The 17,127-nt window shown below is 32.6% G+C and carries 15 protein-coding genes and 1 tRNA gene; 14 read left to right on the forward strand and 2 right to left on the reverse strand.

Going from position 1 to position 17,127, the window contains the following annotated elements; translation table 11 throughout:
• Nucleotides 1-7 precede the first annotated feature (7 nt).
• Entirely contained in the window at nt 8-544 is a 537-nt protein-coding gene (locus HY951_07325) for a 30S ribosomal protein S16 (GenBank protein MBI5539853.1), read from the reverse strand.
• 217 nt (nt 545-761) lie between these two features.
• Here HY951_07325 and HY951_07330 point away from each other — a divergent pair.
• Both HY951_07330 and HY951_07335 read left to right on the forward strand, forming a co-directional pair.
• Nucleotides 762-834: transfer RNA gene (locus HY951_07330), tRNA-Phe, on the forward strand.
• A 63-nt stretch (nt 835-897) separates the two neighbouring features.
• Nucleotides 898-1,317, forward strand: a complete 420-nt coding sequence (locus HY951_07335; GenBank protein ID MBI5539854.1) for an OsmC family protein — start codon at nt 898-900, stop codon at nt 1,315-1,317.
• 51 nt (nt 1,318-1,368) lie between these two features.
• Here the strand turns inward: HY951_07335 and dacB are convergent, their stop codons facing one another.
• Nucleotides 1,369-2,901 carry a D-alanyl-D-alanine carboxypeptidase/D-alanyl-D-alanine-endopeptidase gene (gene dacB / locus HY951_07340; protein MBI5539855.1) on the reverse strand — a complete coding sequence of 511 codons (1,533 nt, stop codon included), beginning with the start codon at nt 2,899-2,901 and terminating at the stop codon, nt 1,369-1,371.
• Nucleotides 2,902-3,251: 350 nt separating this feature from the next.
• On the opposite strand from dacB, the gene bcrC reads away from it, so the two are divergent.
• From bcrC to HY951_07400, 12 genes are all read left to right on the forward strand, one after another.
• The gene (gene bcrC, locus HY951_07345) at nt 3,252-4,415 is read left to right on the forward strand and encodes a benzoyl-CoA reductase subunit C (protein ID MBI5539856.1); all 1,164 of its coding nucleotides are present in this window, start codon (nt 3,252-3,254) and stop codon (nt 4,413-4,415) included.
• 38 nt (nt 4,416-4,453) lie between these two features.
• Nucleotides 4,454-5,731, forward strand: coding sequence for a benzoyl-CoA reductase subunit B (gene bcrB, locus HY951_07350; GenBank protein MBI5539857.1), 1,278 nt, complete (start codon nt 4,454-4,456; stop codon nt 5,729-5,731).
• 36 nt (nt 5,732-5,767) lie between these two features.
• The gene (locus HY951_07355) at nt 5,768-7,150 is read left to right on the forward strand and encodes a benzoyl-CoA reductase subunit A (protein ID MBI5539858.1); all 1,383 of its coding nucleotides are present in this window, start codon (nt 5,768-5,770) and stop codon (nt 7,148-7,150) included.
• A 15-nt stretch (nt 7,151-7,165) separates the two neighbouring features.
• Complete coding sequence (gene bcrD, locus HY951_07360; GenBank protein ID MBI5539859.1) at nt 7,166-7,990, forward strand: benzoyl-CoA reductase subunit D; 825 nt, start codon at nt 7,166-7,168, stop codon at nt 7,988-7,990.
• A gap of 53 nt (nt 7,991-8,043) precedes the next feature.
• Nucleotides 8,044-10,125 (forward strand): acetate--CoA ligase family protein, encoded by a 2,082-nt coding sequence (locus HY951_07365; protein ID MBI5539860.1) that lies wholly within the window; start codon nt 8,044-8,046, stop codon nt 10,123-10,125.
• A gap of 35 nt (nt 10,126-10,160) precedes the next feature.
• Complete coding sequence (locus tag HY951_07370) at nt 10,161-11,144, forward strand: ketopantoate reductase family protein (GenBank protein ID MBI5539861.1); 984 nt, start codon at nt 10,161-10,163, stop codon at nt 11,142-11,144.
• Between the two features lie 34 nt (nt 11,145-11,178).
• Nucleotides 11,179-12,240, forward strand: a complete 1,062-nt coding sequence (gene had, locus HY951_07375) for a 6-hydroxycyclohex-1-ene-1-carbonyl-CoA dehydrogenase (protein ID MBI5539862.1) — start codon at nt 11,179-11,181, stop codon at nt 12,238-12,240.
• A gap of 103 nt (nt 12,241-12,343) precedes the next feature.
• The gene (oah, locus tag HY951_07380) at nt 12,344-13,438 is read left to right on the forward strand and encodes a 6-oxocyclohex-1-ene-1-carbonyl-CoA hydratase (protein ID MBI5539863.1); all 1,095 of its coding nucleotides are present in this window, start codon (nt 12,344-12,346) and stop codon (nt 13,436-13,438) included.
• A gap of 135 nt (nt 13,439-13,573) precedes the next feature.
• The gene (locus HY951_07385; GenBank protein MBI5539864.1) at nt 13,574-13,984 is read left to right on the forward strand and encodes a four helix bundle protein; all 411 of its coding nucleotides are present in this window, start codon (nt 13,574-13,576) and stop codon (nt 13,982-13,984) included.
• Between the two features lie 88 nt (nt 13,985-14,072).
• A complete protein-coding gene (locus HY951_07390; protein ID MBI5539865.1) occupies nt 14,073-14,846 on the forward strand; it encodes an enoyl-CoA hydratase/isomerase family protein in 774 nt (257 codons plus the stop codon).
• Between the two features lie 142 nt (nt 14,847-14,988).
• Nucleotides 14,989-16,227, forward strand: a complete 1,239-nt coding sequence (locus tag HY951_07395) for a 2-hydroxyacyl-CoA dehydratase (protein ID MBI5539866.1) — start codon at nt 14,989-14,991, stop codon at nt 16,225-16,227.
• A 108-nt stretch (nt 16,228-16,335) separates the two neighbouring features.
• Nucleotides 16,336-17,091 (forward strand): hypothetical protein, encoded by a 756-nt coding sequence (locus HY951_07400; GenBank protein MBI5539867.1) that lies wholly within the window; start codon nt 16,336-16,338, stop codon nt 17,089-17,091.
• Nucleotides 17,092-17,127 lie beyond the last annotated feature (36 nt).

Raw genomic sequence — 17,127 nt, forward strand, 5'->3', positions numbered from 1 at the left:
AGAACGTTTATGCTTCAGCTTGAGCTGCTTCGTCAGCTGGTGCTTCAGAAACTTCTTCGTTTTCAGCTTTAGCTTTTTCTGCAGCTTTAGCTAATTTTTTAGCTATTGCTTCTGCTCTTGCATCTTTTACTTTTGATTCAGCTTCTAAACGAGCTTTAAGTTCAGAAACACTTTCTTTGCTTAATCTGTTTTTCTTATCCTGAATCTTATTGAATTTCTGTTGTTTCCAATCGTTAAAACGAGTTTCTGCAACAGTCTCATCAAATGCGCCTTTTTTAACGCCTTCCATAAGATGTTTTTTCATATACACTCCTGTATATGATAAAATTGCGCGGCAGGTTTCTGTAGGAACTGCCCCGTTGTTTAACCAAGCTAACGCTTTATCGAAATTAATGTCGATAGTTGCTGGGTTTGTTACTGGATTGTAGGTGCCAATGCTTTCGATGAACTTGCCATCTCGTGGCGCCCGCGCGTCCGCAATCACAATGTGATAATACGGCGATCTTTTCTTACCATGTCTTGCTAATCTGATTTTTGCTGGCATATAATTATTTATTTTAAACGGACTGCAAAGATACAATTAATTCGGAAATCAAAAATTCATTTACAAAAAATAATTTCATATAATCACAAAAAATATTTACGACTCAATCATCTATTTTTATGGCGATTACGTAAATACTTGAAAAAAATATTATTTTATTATTCAAAAAAAGTTTTGTGTAATATTAAATTTTTATACTTTTGCAACCCAACAAAAGGGTACCATAGCTCAGTTGGTAGAGCAACGGACTGAAAATCCGTGTGTCCCCGGTTCAATTCCAGGTGGTACCACAAAAAGCTCCGAATTTTCGGAGCTTTTTTAACTTTAAGAAATAATTTATTGAAATTCTTTAAATGAAACATTCTGTTAAAACTTCCTGGAAAGGTAAAATGGCATTTAATGCTGAAGTAAATGGCCATAATTTAACAATGGATGCAAATGCAGAAGTTGGAGGCAATAATGAGGGTCCACGTCCGAAAGAATTAATGCTTGCTTCTGTTGCAGGCTGCTCAGGTATGGATGTAGTTTCTATTCTTGAAAAAATGCGCGTTGAAATCACCAGCTTTAATATTATTGTTGACGCAGACATTACCGAAGAACACCCTAAGCATTATACCAAAATGCATATTATTTACGAATTTGAAGGTAAAGATTTACCAATAGAAAAACTTCAGAAAGCCGTAGAATTATCACAAGATCGCTATTGCGGTGTTTCATACATGTATAAAAAAGCATTTGAATTAACACACGAAATCAGAGTAATTAATAACTAAGGAATAAGTCAAACAGTTATTAAGTTAAAAGCTATTTCAAAATTTATAATTCTATTTTGTTATTCTTTCCCATTCTGCCATTCTAATCATTATCTTCTCATACTTTTCTTTAATTTCAGCAAGAGAACAGGTAAAATTATTTGTAATAATTGCGAAAATTAATGTCTTTCCCTTAATCGTTGTTACATAACCCGCATAACTAGAAACTCTGGACATTGTTCCACTCTTGGCAAAAACTCTTCCTTCTGCCAGAGTATTTTTCCCCATACGTCGCATTGTACCTGTTTTACCAGCTTCTGGTAAAGTATTTTTAAACGACTCATAATGCTGACTCTTATTTTTCATATGTGATAACACAAAAGCAAGTTGTGAAACAGTAATGCCATTATATCTGCTTATCCCGCTACCATCATGTAAAAACAAACCACCTGTATCCATTTTTTTATTTTTCCAGAATGCAGCTTCATAATTTAATCCTGACTGTCTGCTTCCTTTACCACTTCTCATAAAACCTAAATGCTTTAAAATATGTTCGGCAAAAAGATTTCTACTAACAAGATTAGTCTCAGAAATAATTGAGTACAAACTATGAGAGAAGGTTGTTATAATTTCCTTACGCTCACCACCAGTATCCATTCTATGCAACTTTAATTCACGAATAGTTGTTGCTGTATCACAAACTTTAACACCATTTCTTTTTAACCAGAAATTTAATTGATATGCTGCAGCCAAAGCAGGATCGGGCATAGTTCCAACCATCATAGAACTTCCCTGACTATTTGGATAATAACCTTGAATATCAAATTCCTTTCCGTATGGCATACCTAAAAAATAAGTTTCAAGTTCGCCAATTCCTGCTCCCTGAGAAAAATTATTAAATCTAATTCCAGGCACATAAGGTTTCATATTTCCTGAACTGGAATATAATGCTGCTTTGTTAGTAACATTAAACCTAAGTTCAAAAACATTATCATTAAAAGTTAAACCACTTGCAGGCTGACAGTAATAATTTGCTACCTCACCCCAACTCCATGTGGGGCAGGCAAGTTCATCTTCATACACCGATGCATCACCAATAACTTTTCCATTTATTGAATCTATTCCTAATTTTTTAATTGCATTTCCCCATTTCGACACAATATTTGACTCATCAACTCTGCCAAGAGTCGGATCACCACCTCCTTTAATAATAATATTACCATTTAATATATGCCCTTCAGAAATATTACCATTATATTGTAAAGTGGTTTTAAATGACATTCCCCCACCAAGGGCTTCCAATGCTGTAGCTGTTGTTAGTAATTTCAATACTGATGCCGGCACTAAACTTATTTGCGGGTTATATTGATAAATAACATTATCAATCGAATCTTCAGCAATTATAATTCCTACAGAAGCATGACGAATTGTGCTATCTGTAAGAAATTGCTCAATTTCCCACTTTAATGAATCTATAGGTTTTACTTTTATACTATCATTTTTTGCAACAACATCCTTTTTTACAACATCTTTTTTGGATTTACTATTACAAGAACTAAAGTAAATACACAATGAAAAAATTCCTAAAAAAAATAAACTCTTCATTAAATTAAAATTTAAAAAACTTGGTAAATGTAAGAAAAATAGGAAATAAGATTTTCAGGCAAAAATATAATATCAGAATAAAATAACTAATCTAATTGTAAAAATACTTGTATTAAAATTTGATTAATTTAAATATTAAAAAATTGAATATTTATTTAATTTACTATAAACAAGAAAGTAACACGATATTTATATTTTATGCTAAATAACATTTTTATTTTAAATAATATTATTATATTTGGTAGTTGATTAATTAAGGAGCAATCTTATTATCGCGCTTACAATCTGCCTATTAGGATTTTACTTTTTCTTCAACAAATTAATTACCAATCAATTTAATTTAATTTATTTTGGAAGCATTAAACGATATAATTAAAAAATGTAATGAACTAGCTTTTGACCTGAATTTTACCAGAGCAAAAGAATGGAAGAAACAGGATAATAGCAGAGTTTTGGTTGGATATATGCCTATTTACTTTCCGCGAGAAATAGTTCATGCAGCTAATGGTTTGGCGGTAGGAATACTTGGCGGTGGAGATAAGAAGCAGATTATTAAGGGTGACGCATACTATCAATCATATGTGTGTCATATGCCCCGTGGGATTGTAGAATTAGTACTTGATAATCATCTTGAAGATTTTGACGGATTTATATTTCCGTCAATTTGTGATGTAATAAGGAATCTATCCGGAATGTTTCAGCTTTTTGGTAAAGGTAAATTTGTGAAATACATGGACTTTCCTCAAAACTTCTTACCTGAAGTCGGAGGTGAATTTTATAAATCAGAGCTTCAACATATATTAAATGAGATTAAAAAAATAAATAATATTGAAGTTACACCTGAGCGTCTTCAAAAATCAATTGATCTATTTAATAAAAACAGAAAACTAACTGAAGAAATATACAATATCAGATCAGAGTTTCCATGGAGAATTACTGCTGCCGACATATATAATATTGTACGTGCCGGTTTTGTAATTCCGGTTGAAGAACATAATGACATTTTAGAAGAAGTTGTAAATCTTTTAAAAGTTGAAAACGGTGAACCTCATGATAAAATAAGAGTTCTTGTAATTGGTGCATTCTGCGAACAACCTCCCTTAAGTTTAATAAAAACAATTGAGCTTGCAGGGTGTTATATTATTGAAGACGATTTTCTTCTTGGTTCAAGATGGATAAAAGGCGATATAAATACAACAAAATACTCACCTTTAGATTCTATAGTTAGAGCTTACCTCGAACAAAGCACATTTTCTTCGTCAGTTTATGATGTAGACAATCCAAAAGAAGGTCGCTTACTAACTCAATTGAAAGAAAGAAACGTAGACGGGATCATTTTTGCAGCTCCAAGTTTCTGCGACCCAGCTCTACTTGATCATCCTATTTTGCAAAAAGCCTGCGATGATAACAACGTTCGTTACATAAGCTTTTTATACAGCGAAAACACCGGTCAGTTTAAGGTAATTAAAGAACAGGTCGGAACTTTTTCAGACTCAATTAAACTTTGGGCTTAATTAAATCACAATTAAAGAAGAAAATATTAATAAATAATATGTCAAAATCTGTTAGCAAAGAAAAGAGCATGATCATCCAGAAAGAGATGATTGCAGGATTGTTAAAGGAGTTGGGAAATGCTAAAGAAACCGGAAAGAAAGTTGTTTATACTTTTGTTCCCGGAAATATTTCAGAGCTTATTCTTGCTTTCGACATGCTTCCTGTTTATCCTGAAATTAATGCACTTCAATCCGGTATGCGAAAGAAATCTGAAGGCTTCATACTTGATGCAGAAAAATTGGGACATTCAGAAGATGTTTGTACTTACGTTAAATGTGATGTTGGTATGATGATTAATGGTAACATTGGACCATCAGGTGAAAAGATTCCGGCACCTGATCTTTTGTTATTAAGCTATACCGGCTGTTTCACATTTATGAAATGGTTCGAGACATTAAAACGACTTTACCCAAATGTACCAGTTGCTTTACTTCACACTCCATATCAGGAAGGTCATAAAATTACTCCAGAAATGACGCAATATATGGTAAAACAACTCAAAGAAGAAGTTATACCAAAAATGGAAAAAGTTTCAGGTAACAAATATGACGAAGAAAAATTAAAGAAAATACTTGCAAATTCCTCAAAAGTTGAAGAAACAATAATCAAAATATTTGATACAACTAAAAACCGTCCCTCACCTATTGATGCTTATTTTGCAGGAGTATATTATATCGGACCTATAAATAATGGTTTCAGAGGAACTCCTGAAGCTATAGATTATTATAATGAGCTATACAAAGAAATTATGGACAGAGTTCATAATGGATTAGGACCTATAACACCTGAAGGTGAAATGGAGAAAGAACGTTTCCGTTTAGTGGTTGAAGGTCCACCCAACTGGACACACTTTCGCGAATTCTGGAAATTATTTTATGATATGGGTGCCGTTATTGTAGCTTCTTCATATACAAAAGTTGGTGGAGTTTACGATATGGGATTCCGTGTAAATCCGGATAAACCATTGGAAAGTCTTGCCGATTACTGTATGAATTGTTATACAAATCTAAACCTTGAACAACGTGTAGAACTTTTAAGTAAATGTATTACTGATTATCATGCAGATGGATTTCTCGTTAATTCAATTAAAAGCTGTAATTCATTCTCGGCAGGTCAGTTAATGATTATGCAACAACTGGAACGTCGTCTGGAAATACCAGTTGGTTTTATTGAATCTGATTTGGTTGATCCTAGATACTTTTCATATGCAAATATTAAAAATCGTCTCGAATCATTCTTCCAAATGTTAGAACAACGTAAATTAATTTTAGAATAATCATAACAATCTTTTAATTAAGAAAAATAATTATTAATGAAAAAATATTTTTTAGGTATCGACCTTGGTTCAACTACTTCAAAGGCTGTTATTATTAACGAGCAGGATGAAATCATTGGAAGAGGAATAACAAATACTAGGGCAAATTACATGGTAGCAACAGAAATTGCAAGATTGGAAGCAATTTACAATGCCCGTTTTTCAATTCTTAAAATGAAATTAGATGATGAAATAAAAAGTAAACCTGAATATAAAAAATATATTGAGGATATTGAATCTGTATTTCAATATTTACAGTTTAAACGTAGATTAGATAAGCTAATTGTTCAGTTTGACGAATCAATAAATTCTACTTTTGAAGGTGAGAAAAAAACTACTATTGTTAATTTTGTTAAAACAATATTCAATATTATTGCTCCTGAAATAAGACATGAATTTATTTTCGCAAATCTTGGAAATAAAAATCAGTTTTTCCGTGATATAGTAAGTGAACGCTACAATAAAGAAATTGCAAAACTTGGCAAAGAATATTTTGAGCCAATGATGCTGATTTACGATAAAAGTATTACTCCTGTGGAAAATGAATTAACTGAGTTTGATTTTAAAGAACTGATATTTGAAGCACTTGAAGTTCTTAATGAAAAATATTCTTATTTAGAAAACACAAATCCAGAGGTTTCAGATATCCAGTTCGACATTGAAATGAATATCCTGAAAGGAAATCATAAACAAGTTCACGAGTCAATAAAAGAACACATAACTTTTATTGCAAACATGGATATACATATAGCAAACATGGTTGGTACCGGCTATGGTCGTGCGCTTTTACCATTTCCGGAGAAATCTATAAAATCGGAAATTCTTTGCCATGCTTTTGGTGCCCATGCAGTATTTCCAAATACTAAAACCGTTCTGGATATTGGTGGTCAGGACACAAAAGCAATTCAGGTTGACAGCCATGGTTTAGTTACAAGTTTTCACATGAATGACAGATGTGCTGCAGGTTGTGGAAGATATTTAGGCTATATTGCAGATGAATTTAACATTTCACTTAATGAATTAGGTCCCCTTGCATCAGACGCAAAGAAAGAAGTAACAATTTGCTCAACATGTACTGTTTTTGCAGCCGCAGAAATAAGAGAATTATTAAATGTTGGCGAAGAACGTGCAGACATTCTTGCAGGCTTACATAAATCAATTGTTATGAGGGCGATGTCTTTACTTGCGCGTTCAGGTGGTGTTAGAAATGAATTCACATTTACAGGAGGCGTAGCAAGAAACCAAGCTGTATTAAAATATGTTACAGAACTTGTAAGAAAAAATTACGGTGACGATCTTAAAATAAATATTCACACCGACTCAATTTTTATGGGAGCTTTGGGCGGTGCAATGTTTGCACGCAGAAGTTATAAAGATTAAAATTAATTTTAAAAAATGGATAACAAATTATACACAATAGGAGTTGATGTTGGAAGTAGTAACATTAAAATGGTTCTTCTGAACTATTCAGAAAATCCTGTTATTATTGATAAAGATTCCGAGAAAATTAGAAAACGTAATCCCGAAATGGTTGCAAATTTACTTATCGACCATCTTCTGGAAAAAAACAACCTTAATATAAAGGACATTGCATACATTGCATCAACTGGAGAAGGTGAAATGCTTACAAGAAAACGAGGTCATTTTTACAGTATGACAACCCATGCCCGTGGAGGAATTTATTTTTCGCCCGGCGCAAAAACAGTTGTTGACCTAGGTGCACTGTATGTTAGAGCAATTAAAGTTGACGATTTTGGTAAAGTAATTGACTATAAAATGACCGGACAATGCGCATCAGGATCAGGGCAATTTATCGAGAATATTTCAAGATATTTAGGTTTAGCTATTGAAGAAGTTGGAGAAACATCTCTAAAATCTACCAAACCCGAATTACCATCAGGAATATGTGCAGTATTAGCTGAAACAGATGTTATTAATATGGTTTCAAGAGGAATTTCAACACCAGATATAATAAAAGGAATTCATCTTTCAATAGCAAATAAAGTTGTTAAACTATTAACATCGGTAAGAGCAGAATCACCTGTTACTCTAACGGGTGGAATGGCAATGAATATCGGAATGGTTCAGGCTATTAATGAACTTGCTGAGCTTGGTAAGCTAAACTTAACTATTACTTCAAATCCGGATGCAGTATATGCAGGCGCACTCGGTGCAGCTATATGGGGTGGTTTCAGGCATCTAAAATTATCTTCAAAATAAACGTGATATATGTAATAATTTTTTAAAATTAGTATTTTTAATTTTGAAAGTTTATGAATGACTTAAAGGCTTTTTTCGAACCAAAATCAATTGCTTTAATCGGTGCTTCAGTAAAGGAACTTTCGATTGGGAATGTAATAATCAAGAATTTATTACATTATGGATTCACTGGACCTATATATCCCATAAATCCTAAAGTAGATGAAATTAGAGGATTAAAGGCTTATCAATCTATTATCGATGTTCCGGGTGAAATTGACTTAGCTCATATTGTAATACCACCAACATTTGTTCCGGAAGAAGTTGAAAATTGCGGAAAAAAAGGAGTTAAAGCTATTATAATAAATACAGCTGGTTTTAAAGAAATGGGCGCAGAAGGTCAGGCTCTTGAAAATGACTTTCTTGCAATTGCAAAAAAATATGGAATAAGAATAATAGGTCCAAATTGTCAGGGTACAATAAATTCCGATCCAAAATATAAAGCATATTGTAATTTCACTTTCACATTTCCAGAAGAAGGATATATTTCTGTTGTTGCACAAAGTGGTGGTGTTGGTGCAGTTATAATGCAAGCTTTTTATGATTGGGGAATTGGAATGAGAATGTACACATCAAACGGTAATGCATCTGACGTATCAATTCCAGAGGTTATTCGTCACTACGGGAATGATGAAAACACACGCGCTATTGTGCTTTATGTTGAAAGTTTGACTGACCCGAAAGAATTCATGGATATTGCACTTGAAGTTACTGCTAAAAAACCTATTTTGGCAATGACTGCCGGCAGAACAGATAAAGGTGCAGAAGCATCACGTTCGCATATCGGTGGTTTAGCCGGTAGTATTTCAATGGAAGTTGTTTTCAAAAAAGTTGGAATTCTTTCATTTACAAATCTTGAAGATTTATGTAATGCTGCAGTTGCATTTGCATACCAACCCATTCCACATGGAAAAAGAGTTGGAATTATTACAAATACCGGTGGTCCTTCAGTAATAGCAATAGACGAGCTAGTAAGTAATGGCTTAGAAATTCCGCCACTCTCAGAAAAAGCAAAAGCCATTTTAAAAACCACAATGCTCGAATCTGCTTCAATTAATAATCCGTTGGACGTTGTTGCAACAGCTAACGCACAGCATTTTAAATCGGCATTTGAAGTTATGATGAATGAAGAAAATGTTGACAATATATATGTGAACTTTGTTACCCCTCCATTTGTAGATTGCGAAAGCGTTGCAAGAGAATTTGCAGAAGCTGCAAAAAACAGCACAAAACCAATTGTCTGCAATTACATGACTGACAAGCAAAAATGGCAGGAAACTTCAAAAATATTAAAAGATGGTTCAATTCCATGTTTTGATTTTGCCGAAACTGCAGCAAAAGCATTGGCAGCAATGGTAAGATATAATGATATTTTATCAAGAAAAAAAGGTGAAATAAAACAGTTTATTGACTCTGATAAAAACATTTCTAAAATAATAATAGAAAAGGCAAAAGCTGCAAATCGTGAGGTTTTAACTGCAAATGAAGTATATTCAATTCTAGGTGCCTACTCTATTCCTGTTTCAGAATGGAGAAATGCAAGTAAAGCAGAAGAAGCGGTTGAAGCAGCAATTAAAATTGGTTTTCCAGTTGTTATAAAGGCTGATTCAGAAAAAGTAATCCATAAAAGCGATGTTGGTGGTGTTGCTTTAAACATTGAAAATGAAGATCAGGTAATAAAAACTGTAAAAGAAATGCAGGAAAAATTTATAATTAATGATCTTAAATTTTTTATTCAGAAACAACAACCAAAAGGATTAGAGTTAATTATCGGTGCAAAAAAAGAAGAAGGATTGGGTCATTTGATTATGTTTGGAATGGGTGGTATTTTTGTTGAAATATTTAAAGATGTAAAATTTAATATTGCACCAATATCAGATATTGAAGCACAGGAAATGGTTGAAACAATTAAAGCAGCAAAATTAATTTCAGGATATCGTGGTAACAAAGGGGTTAATAAGAAATTATTAATTGAATTAATACAAAGAGTTTCAAAACTTGTTTCAGATAATCCCGAAATAAAAGAACTTGATATAAACCCTGTATTTGCTTTCGAAGACAGAGTTTGTGCTGTTGATGCAAGAATAATACTTTAAAAAATTAATATATTTAGAGCTTAAATAATAAAAATATGAAAAAACAACTTTCCAAAATTGGAATTATTGGGTTAGGTCCTATTGGGGAAACACTAGCTGTTCATTTTAATGAAGCTGGATGTGAAGTAGCAATTACCGATCTTGACAGAGAGAAATTAAGTTTAGTAAGATCTCATGGTATTGAATTGTGCGGAAAAATTCAAAAAAAGTCATATTTCAAGCATGTTTATAATTCTATTGAAGAATTAATGGAGCATGATTTCGATTTGTTAATTAGTGCTGTAAAAGCTTACCATGTTGACACAATTTTAGATGAACTTGATAAAAGCGGCAAAAAAGATCTTTATTTACTAAGTGCTCAAAATGGAATTGATATTAGAAAAAAATATGTAAACCATTTTACAGATTCAAAAATTTTCAGAATGGTTGTAAACTATGCAGGTAATTTACAAGCTCCAAATGTAGTTAACATTAATTTCTTTAATCCTCCTAATTTTGTTGGCTCTATTGACGATTCACAAAAAGAAATGGCTCAATGGATAGCTGATACATTGACTAGTGTTAATCTTGAAACAAGAATGGCTGACTCTTTTGTAATTGCTGATAAAATTTGGGAAAAAACTATATTAAATGCAGCTCTTAGTCCACTTTGTGCTATTTCCAGATTAACAATGAAAGAAGCAATGAGTCACCCTGACACTTTAGAAATTGTTGAACAAATTTTATACGAAGCCGTTGAAGTCGCCAAAGCAGAAGAGATTAAATTACCTGACAACTTTGTTAAATTATGTATTCGTTATTTAATGGCTGCCGGAAATCACATGCCTTCTCTTGCAGTTGACTTAATTAACAATAAAGAAACTGAAATCGATTATATGAACGGTAAAATAGTTGAATACGGAAGAAAACATTATATACGAACTCCGTTAAATTTAACATTCACAAATCTGGTTAATGCAATCGGACATAAAAATGGTGTAAATAATTACAAGAAAAAAGACACTTTCAGATTTGAATAAACAATAACATTTAACACAAATAACAAATTATACTATGGAAGGACAAATGTATTCCTGGCAGATGACAGAGCTAAAAGCTGATTTTATAATAGTAGAAAGTGCTTTTCCTGAATTATCAGAAGGTGAAGCTCTGGTAAAAATAGCCGGTTGTGGAGTTTGTCATACCGATTTAAGTTTTTGGCATTTTGGAGTTAAAACAAAAAAGGAATTACCCTTAACATTAGGTCATGAAATTTCAGGAGAAGTAATTGCCGGACCATCACATTGGATTGGCAAAAAAGTAATAATTCCTGCTGTTTTACCTTGTGGCGAATGCGAACTTTGTAAAAAAGGGCGTAGCAATATGTGCCAGAAACAGCTTATGCCAGGTAACGATTTCCATGGTGGATTTGCATCACATATTAAAGTTCCTTCAAAATATTTATGTCCTGTTCCAGAAAAGATTTTAGAAAACTACACCTTAGAACAACTTGCAGTAATTGCTGATGCTATATCAACTCCATATCAGGTAATAAAAAAATCTGAACTTGAAAGTGGCGATTTAGCTATTGTTATTGGCATTGGTGGAGTTGGTGTTTATGCAGCGCTGATTGCAAAGATAATGGGTGCAAAAGTTTTAGCACTTGATATTGATGATGAAAAATTAAATACTGCAAAAGTAAATGGTATTGATGCCACTCTTAACGTGAAAGGATTAGACATTAAAGCAGTAAAAGAACAAATAAGAGAAATAACAAAGAACTTAGGAGTTTCACGTTACGGATGGAAAATTTTTGAAGTTTCCGGCACAAAAGCTGGTCAAGAATTAGGATATAATTTAATTACTTATACATCTACACTGTCTGTTGTTGGATTTACAATGGATAAACCGGAAGTTCGTTTAAGTAACTTAATGGCATTCGATGCAAAAGTAATCGGAACTTGGGGTTGTAAACCTGAATTATACCCGGAAGTAGTTGAATTAATCGCTTCAGGAAAATTAAAAATTCATGATTTTGTAGAAACATTCCCGATGTCACAAATTAATGAAGTATTTAAAAATACTCTCGAACATAAATACAAAAAACGTTCAGTATTAGTTCCGGATTTTAAATAATGTCATCCTTCGACTCCGCTCAGGATGACTGATTGCCCGTCAGTCTGAGCGTAGTCGAAGACAATAAATTCTTAATAAAATAACAACTTAAAAATAAATAATTATGTCAGGATTATCAAGCCACAATTTAGTTGAAACAACTTACAAAGAAATTATTTACGAAAAACGACCAGCAAAAGATAACCAGGGAAATATAATCGAAGGATTATTTAATGCCTGGATATTCCTTAACAATCCTTCACAGTACAATTCTTATACAACAAGTGCTGTAAAAGAAGTCATTCTTGCTATGCGTGAATCTTCAAACGATCGTAGTGTAGTTGCTGTAGTTTTTACAGGTGTTGGCGACAAAGCTTTCTGTACTGGTGGTAACACTAAAGAATATGCAGAATATTATGCTGGTAATCCACAGGAATATAAACAATATATGCGTATATTCAATGATATGGTTTCATCAATCTTGATGCATGATAAGCCTGTTATTTGTCGTGTAAATGGAATGAGAATTGGCGGTGGTCAGGAAATTGGAATGGCTTGTGATTTTTCAATAGCTTCGGATTTAGCTCGTTTTGGTCAGGCCGGACCGAAACACGGAAGTGCACCTATTGGAGGTGCTACAGATTTCTTACCACTTTTTGTAGGTATTGAAAATGCAATGTTCTCATGTACTGTTTGCGAACCTTGGTCTGCTCATGAAGCTTTGAGATATGGATTACTTACCGAAGTTGTTCCTGCATTAAAAGTGAATGGCGAATACGTTGCAAATCCAATGGTGATAGTTGACAAATGGGTTGACGATAAAGGACAACTTGTTTATGGAAAATCAAAAACGGGTGCAGATTTAACAAATGGCAAAGAAATTATGAAATCTGGTACTGTTGATTTAACTGCATTAGATGAAGTTGTCGATAAATATTGCACCAAATTGCTTTATACAATGCCAAACTGTTTAAGCAAAACAATAAACACTCTTCGTATTCATAAATTAAATTTATGGGATATAAATAAAGAGGGTCACAGAGATTGGTTAGCATTAAACATGATGACCGAAGGTAAAGCTGGATTCCGAGCTTTCAACGATGGACCAAAAGATAACCGCGAAGTTGATTTTGTTAAACTTCGTCAAATGCTTGCAAAAGGTCACGAGTGGAATGATGAATTGATTAATGCTACTTCACCAAACTATAAAAATGTTTAAAAAGTTCTATGTTATTTGTTCTATGTTCAACAAAACATTTATCTTTTAATTGAATAGTTAACGATGAAAGCAAACAAAGAACAATGAACCTGAAACAAAAAAAAAAAATAAACGATTAAATAGAAACTAAAGGTTATGTCCACTTTTAAAAAATTTGAAGATTTAGAAATTTGGCAACTTGCTCGTAAATTATGTAATAATATTTTTGAAATTACAGAAAAGGGAAGCTTTGTTAAAGATTTTAGATTTAAAGATCAGATAAAATCTTCAAGTGGATCAATAATGGACAATATTGCAGAAGGATTCGGAAGAGGTGGAAATAAAGAGTTTGTTAATTTTTTAAGCATTGCTTTAGGTTCATGCTCAGAATGTAGTTCACAGCTATATCGTGCGTTAGATTGGAAATATATTTCAGAAAGCGAGTTTAAAATCAGTTCTCAACTCTGCGAAGAAATTATCTCAAAATCCGGAGGATTAATTTCGTATCTTAAAAATTCGGACTTAAGAGGTACAAAGTTTCATAAAACAGCAACCGATAAACATTGAACGATTAACTTAAGACATTGAACATAAAACAAAGAACTTGAAACATTTAACACAAAACAATGAACATTTAACATACAACAAAAGAAAGATGACTAAAATAAAGTTAGAGTACACTCATGATAACTCTGTAGCAAGAATAATTCTTGACGATGGAAAAGGCAATGTTCTTGACAATATAATGATGAATGAGTTAATTCCTTTGCTTCAATCATTCAAAACAAACAATAACATTAAGCTTATTACTTTTGAAGGAGCAGGAAAAAACTTTTCATTCGGTGCCAGTGTTGAGGAACACACTAAAGAAAAAGCTGATGAAATGCTAACAACATTTCACAAAATATTTTTTACTTTACTTGATTTACATATTCCTACAATGGCAAAAATTTCAGGTCAATGCCTAGGTGGAGGACTTGAATTACCATTAATGTGTAATTTTCTTTTTGCAGATAAAACTGCGAAACTTGGTCAGCCAGAAATTGTGCTAGGTGTTTTTGCACCTCCAGCTTCAATAATGCTTCCATTAAAAATTGGTAACGCAAGAGCTGAAGAACTATTAATTACTGGAAAAATAATTAATGCAGAAGAAGCTAAAAATCTTGGGCTGTTAAATGAAGTTTTCGAAGATAAAGAAACTCTTGAACGTGAAATTGATGCTTGGATAACTAAGAACATATGTCCAAAATCTGCAATTTCATTACGTTATGCTACTAAAGCAGCAAGAGCGTCATTTGATTATTTTATGTTAAAAAACCTACCTGTTTTTCATGATCTTTTTGTAAAAGATTTAATGGAAACAAATGATGCCAATGAAGGAATTAATTCTTTTATGGAAAAGAGAAAAGCCGAATGGAAAAACAACTAACAGTCACAAACACAAAATCTCAAATACCAAATTCCAATCCACCGCGGCGGACCAAACAATATACAACAAATAGTAAAAATAAAACAAAGAACATAAAACATTCAGCATAGAACTTATAACATTAATCAGTAAACAATATTTCATGAGTGAAGAAATTAAAGAAGTAGCAAAATTACAATCCGTAAATGCATTACGGAAAACTATGGACGAGTATTTTTTACGTCTTAGTACTGCTGCTGAAACCGGAAATAAAAAAATTGCATGGTGTACAAGCGTCGGACCAGCAGAGCTTTTATATTCTATGGGTTTTGAAGTTTATTTTCCTGAAAATCATGGTGCAATGTTAGGAGCTTCAAAATTAGCAGACAAATATATTCCTACTGCTGTTGCTCATGGTTACTCACCTGATATTTGTTCATACTTAACTGCTGATATAGGTGCATTTTTACAGAACGAAACACCTCTTCAAAAAAATGGTTTTAAATCTGTTCCAAAACCTGACATTTTAGTTTATAACACAAATCAATGTCACGAAGTTGGTGACTGGTTTATGTATTATGCAAAACATTTTAATGTTCCAATACTTGGAGTAAATACTCCACTTTGGATAAATGAATTAACACCTAGCATAATAAACGGAATTGCAAATCAGTTTAAAGATTTAGTTCCGGAATTAGAAAAAGTTGCAATACAAAAATTCGATTTGGAAAAATTCCGCGAAACTGTTCATTTATCTCACGAAGGTTGTGTCTTGTGGCGCAAAGTTCTTGAAACAGCAAAACATAAACCCTCTCCTATTAACTTTTTCGATTCAGCAATTCATATGGGCCCCATTGTTGTAATGCGTGGAACCCAATATGCAGTTGACTACTACAAAATTCTTCTTACTGAATTAGAAGAAAGAATTAAAAATAATATTAGTTCAATACCTAATGAAAAATTAAGATTATACTGGGACGGAATGCCATTATGGTATAAACTCAGCAGTATGTCTAAACTTTTTGCTCATCACGATACATGCGTAGTAGCATCTACATATTGTAACAGCTGGGTATTTGACGACCTAGATCCTAAAGACCCTTTTGAGTCATCTGCAATTGCTTATTGCAAATTGTTTATTGTTAGATCTGATGATGCAAAACAAAATGTTCTGGAAAAATTAATGACTGATTTTTCAATTGATGGCATTATTTATCACGATGCAAAAACATGTGCACGTAATTCAAACAATCGCTTTGGATTGCAAAACAGACTAAATGAAAAAAATAAAATTCCTTATCTGGAGATAAATGGTGACTTATGTGATTCACGTTGTTATAGTGAAGAACAAAGCATTATAGCTATTGAAACTTTTATAAAACAATTATCTACTAGAAAATAATTATGCCACTAAAACACAAAATCGCTAAATCTCACAAAAGACAATTCACTAATTATTTCTTCGTGAATTTTTGTGCTTTGGTGAATTTGTGGCAAATAAAATATAATTATGTATAAAATAGGAATTGATCTAGGCTCATCATTTACCAAAGGTGTATTAGTTGACGATAACAATAATATTATTGATTATCATTTAACACGTACAGGATTTGATTTCAATAAAGCGGCTCAAAAAATAATTGATAAATTTTCAGCTGACCATGAAATTCAATACCCAGTATACACCTGTGGATATGGTCGTGAAGAATTAAAAATTCCTTTTGCCTCTAACTCAGAAATTATTGCATTGGCAAATGCCGTTTTCAAACATTACAATAAAAAATGTTCAATCATTGATATAGGCGGACAGGATACAAAATATGTTACAGTTAGCGAATCTGGCCAGGTTGATAAATTTAAGATGAATCGCAAATGTGCTGCAGGAACAGGTTCATTTATTGAAGAAATTGCATTCAGATTAGATATTTCTGTTGAAGAATTTACTTCATTAGCAAAACAAGCTACAGAAGAAACAAAAATAAATAGTTACTGCACAGTGTTTGCAGTTTCTGAAATTGTTGGAATGATTAAAAAAGGATCTACAATGCCAAATATAATTCTCGGCATTTACAATTCTGTTATTGACAGAAGTGTTGAATTATCACCAATAGAAGATTTTTTAGTAATTACAGGAGGTATCCCAGACAATCATCCATTAATAGTGAATTTATTTAAAAAAAGATTTCCAAATTGTGATAGCCCTGAGAAATCTCAGTTTATGGCAGCCTATGGATGCGTTCTACTCAATTTGGAAAACAATATTTAACAACGAACAAGAATAATAAATAAACAATCAATAAGG

It is taken from the genome of Bacteroidia bacterium (assembly GCA_016218155.1).
GTDB lineage: Bacteria > Bacteroidota > Bacteroidia > Bacteroidales > GWA2-32-17 > GWA2-32-17.

Bases quoted from the DNA above. Each gene is read 5' to 3' on its own strand.
- HY951_07325 (MBI5539853.1), bottom strand. From the start codon at position 544: ATGCCAGCAAAAATCAGATTAGCAAGACATGGTAAGAAAAGATCGCCG.
- HY951_07335 (MBI5539854.1), top strand. From the start codon at position 898: ATGAAACATTCTGTTAAAACTTCCTGGAAAGGTAAAATGGCATTTAAT.
- dacB (MBI5539855.1), bottom strand. From the start codon at position 2,901: ATGAAGAGTTTATTTTTTTTAGGAATTTTTTCATTGTGTATTTACTTT.
- bcrB (MBI5539857.1), top strand. From the start codon at position 4,454: ATGTCAAAATCTGTTAGCAAAGAAAAGAGCATGATCATCCAGAAAGAG.
- HY951_07355 (MBI5539858.1), top strand. From the start codon at position 5,768: ATGAAAAAATATTTTTTAGGTATCGACCTTGGTTCAACTACTTCAAAG.
- bcrD (MBI5539859.1), top strand. From the start codon at position 7,166: ATGGATAACAAATTATACACAATAGGAGTTGATGTTGGAAGTAGTAAC.
- HY951_07365 (MBI5539860.1), top strand. From the start codon at position 8,044: ATGAATGACTTAAAGGCTTTTTTCGAACCAAAATCAATTGCTTTAATC.
- HY951_07370 (MBI5539861.1), top strand. From the start codon at position 10,161: ATGAAAAAACAACTTTCCAAAATTGGAATTATTGGGTTAGGTCCTATT.
- had (MBI5539862.1), top strand. From the start codon at position 11,179: ATGGAAGGACAAATGTATTCCTGGCAGATGACAGAGCTAAAAGCTGAT.
- oah (MBI5539863.1), top strand. From the start codon at position 12,344: ATGTCAGGATTATCAAGCCACAATTTAGTTGAAACAACTTACAAAGAA.
- HY951_07385 (MBI5539864.1), top strand. From the start codon at position 13,574: ATGTCCACTTTTAAAAAATTTGAAGATTTAGAAATTTGGCAACTTGCT.
- HY951_07390 (MBI5539865.1), top strand. From the start codon at position 14,073: ATGACTAAAATAAAGTTAGAGTACACTCATGATAACTCTGTAGCAAGA.
- HY951_07395 (MBI5539866.1), top strand. From the start codon at position 14,989: ATGAGTGAAGAAATTAAAGAAGTAGCAAAATTACAATCCGTAAATGCA.
- HY951_07400 (MBI5539867.1), top strand. From the start codon at position 16,336: ATGTATAAAATAGGAATTGATCTAGGCTCATCATTTACCAAAGGTGTA.